This is a genomic window from Microcoleus asticus IPMA8 (genome assembly GCF_013179805.1).
Classification (GTDB): Bacteria; Cyanobacteriota; Cyanobacteriia; order Cyanobacteriales; family Microcoleaceae; genus Microcoleus; species Microcoleus asticus.
Genome location: NZ_SRRZ01000271.1, coordinates 1 through 2,384 on the forward strand (window position 1 = coordinate 1; position 2,384 = coordinate 2,384).

General features: G+C 44.9%; 2 protein-coding genes. One reads left to right on the top strand and one right to left on the bottom strand.

Annotation, left to right across the window (positions count from 1 at the left end; genetic code table 11):
- The coding region (locus tag E5S67_RS31720; RefSeq protein ID WP_281363613.1) for a calcium-binding protein at positions 1-1,063 on the top strand (1,063 nt) is incomplete at its 5' end.
- A gap of 230 nt (positions 1,064-1,293) precedes the next feature.
- Here the strand turns inward: E5S67_RS31720 and E5S67_RS31725 are convergent.
- Positions 1,294-2,384 (bottom strand): NAD(P)/FAD-dependent oxidoreductase (locus E5S67_RS31725; protein ID WP_246277090.1); only part of this gene is annotated, 1,091 nt, incomplete at its 5' end.

Here is a 2,384-nt window from a genome sequence, read left to right on the forward strand (position 1 = left end):
TAAAGCCTCACTAGCAGTAAAAAATACACCTACTCGCCTCCATCCATATCAAGACTTAGCCTCGCCTACACCTGCACCCGTACCGACTCCAACACCTGCACCCGTACCGACTCCAACACCTGCACCCGTACCGACTCCAACACCTGTTAACATTCCCGATACAGAGTGCATTTGCAATCAAATTGAGTATCCCAATCTCAACAAACCCAACGAACAAATTGATAATATTATCAATGGTCGTCCCGGTCTTCTAATTGGCACTCCCAGAAACGACGCCTATTTTGGCAGTAACAGTCTCAATATCTTCGATGCTTTAACTGGGAACGACAACCTATTTGGTGGCGAATTTAAGGATATCTTCAACGGCAATGAAGACAATGACTTCATTGATGGGAATAAAGGAGGCGACCTCCTATTTGGCGGCAAAGGAAACGACATCCTTATTGGGGGTTTGGGTGAAGATATTATCTTTGGGAACCAGAGCAACGATGCAATTAACGGCAAAGAAGATAATGATTTAATCTTTGGCAATCGAGGTAATGATTTTATCGACGGTGGCAAAGGAAACGATATCCTATTAGGCGGAAAAGCTCAGGATTTAATTCTAGGCAGCGAAGGCAATGATACTCTCTTTGGACAACTCGAAGACGATACTTTGTGTGGCGGTGCAGGAGATGACTTCCTCAGCGGCAACGAGAATAAGGACTTAATCGACGGCTGCGAAGGAAACGATACAATTTACGGCGGTGAAGATAATGACACCTTACTCGGCTGCGTTGGCGATGATTTCTTGTCGGGAGATTTAGGGAATGACAGCCTCATCGGAGGTTTGGGCAACGACACTTTTGTCTTAGGAGTTGATCGAGGATTCGATATTATCTCTGATTTTGTCAAAGGTCAGGATTTCATAGGATTGTCCAGAGGTGTTAGTTTTAACCAGTTAGAAATAAGTCAGAACAATAACAGCGCGCTGATTAAATTAAAGGGAAGTGGAGAAGTAATTGCTTCGTTAACCGGAATCACCGCCAGCCTAATTGCTGTCAACGATTTCCGAACATTTTGATATCATGTCCGCTAAAATAACCGTGATAAGTTTGTAGTAACCACGTCCTTCCTCATAAAAGTATGAGGACTTAACTCCTCACTACAAACTACTTTTATAATCCAGGTTCGAGGGAACATAATATCAGGTTAAATCAACGCAGATGAATAGGATTTCATCTGCGTTTATCTTCCTTCATCGGCGGTGAAAAAATAGAATGGGAAAAAATAACCTGATTCTGTATAAACTCTTTATTTTAATTCTGCCTTCTGACTTCCGGTGACTAATTGCCCGATCGCCTTAACCGCAATACTGGGAGAAAAAAGTACCGCCGGCGACTCAATCATGTGCAGAACTTCCAAAAAAGCTTGACAAACTTTAGGATCTCCGACCAGCACTTTTAACACTAGATCCATGTAATCAATTGTCAGCCGCGTAGCAAGGTTTAGTTTTGCACCTGTACTTCCGCGATAGCGGGAATCCTGACTGATGGCAAACGTCCAAGGAATAGTGTGTAATTTTGCTAGTTTTTGTTGAAATTGTCGCGCAAAGCCTGTTAAATCGCCTTCTGGATACCGCTCTCTTTGCTTTTGCAGGCATCCATCTAGCATCTGAGCATCCAGTGCAGCAACGGTCATTCCCTGGCCGTAAACCGGGTTGAAAGCGCAAACTGCATGACCGATAATTATTAAGTTTTCAGGGTAACGAGGGAGGAGATCGTAGTGGCGCAAACGGTTTTCTGTACCTCGATAACTATAAATAGGTGTTATTGCTTCTGCGTCTTTAATCGCATCATAAATTGTCCGGGTTGGCAGAGTGCGGGCAAATTCTATAAAACCTGCTTCGTCGGCGGGGGGATAATCGCGATCGCCCCCGCCGAGAGTCACCAGCCAGCGATTGCCTTCGATCGGAAAAATTCCACCGCCACGGGTGCGAAATGGTGGTGCAGTTGACACAAATACTGGCGCTGTGTCTGACAATTTACCGCTGCATTTATAGATGCGGGTTGCATAGCCGACAAAAGCATTGATAACGGTTTCTTGCGGAGGTTCATAGCCCAAACTTTTCAACCATTTAGGTGTTTTGGAAACTTTGCCACCAGCATCGACTACTAAATCTGCATACAAATTCTCTGCATGGATGTTACCCGGGTTGTGGCGATCGCGAAAACGCACCGACACGCCAGTAACCTCCGCGCGCGAGGCATTCGTCAGGAGTCCCGTTACTGTGCCTCCTTGGAGGAAATGCACGGGGAGCATAACACTTATGCGATGAGTACAAATACTCTGAAAGACCATGCCCCTCATTAGTCCATAATTAAATATGTTTACCACTATCGAAA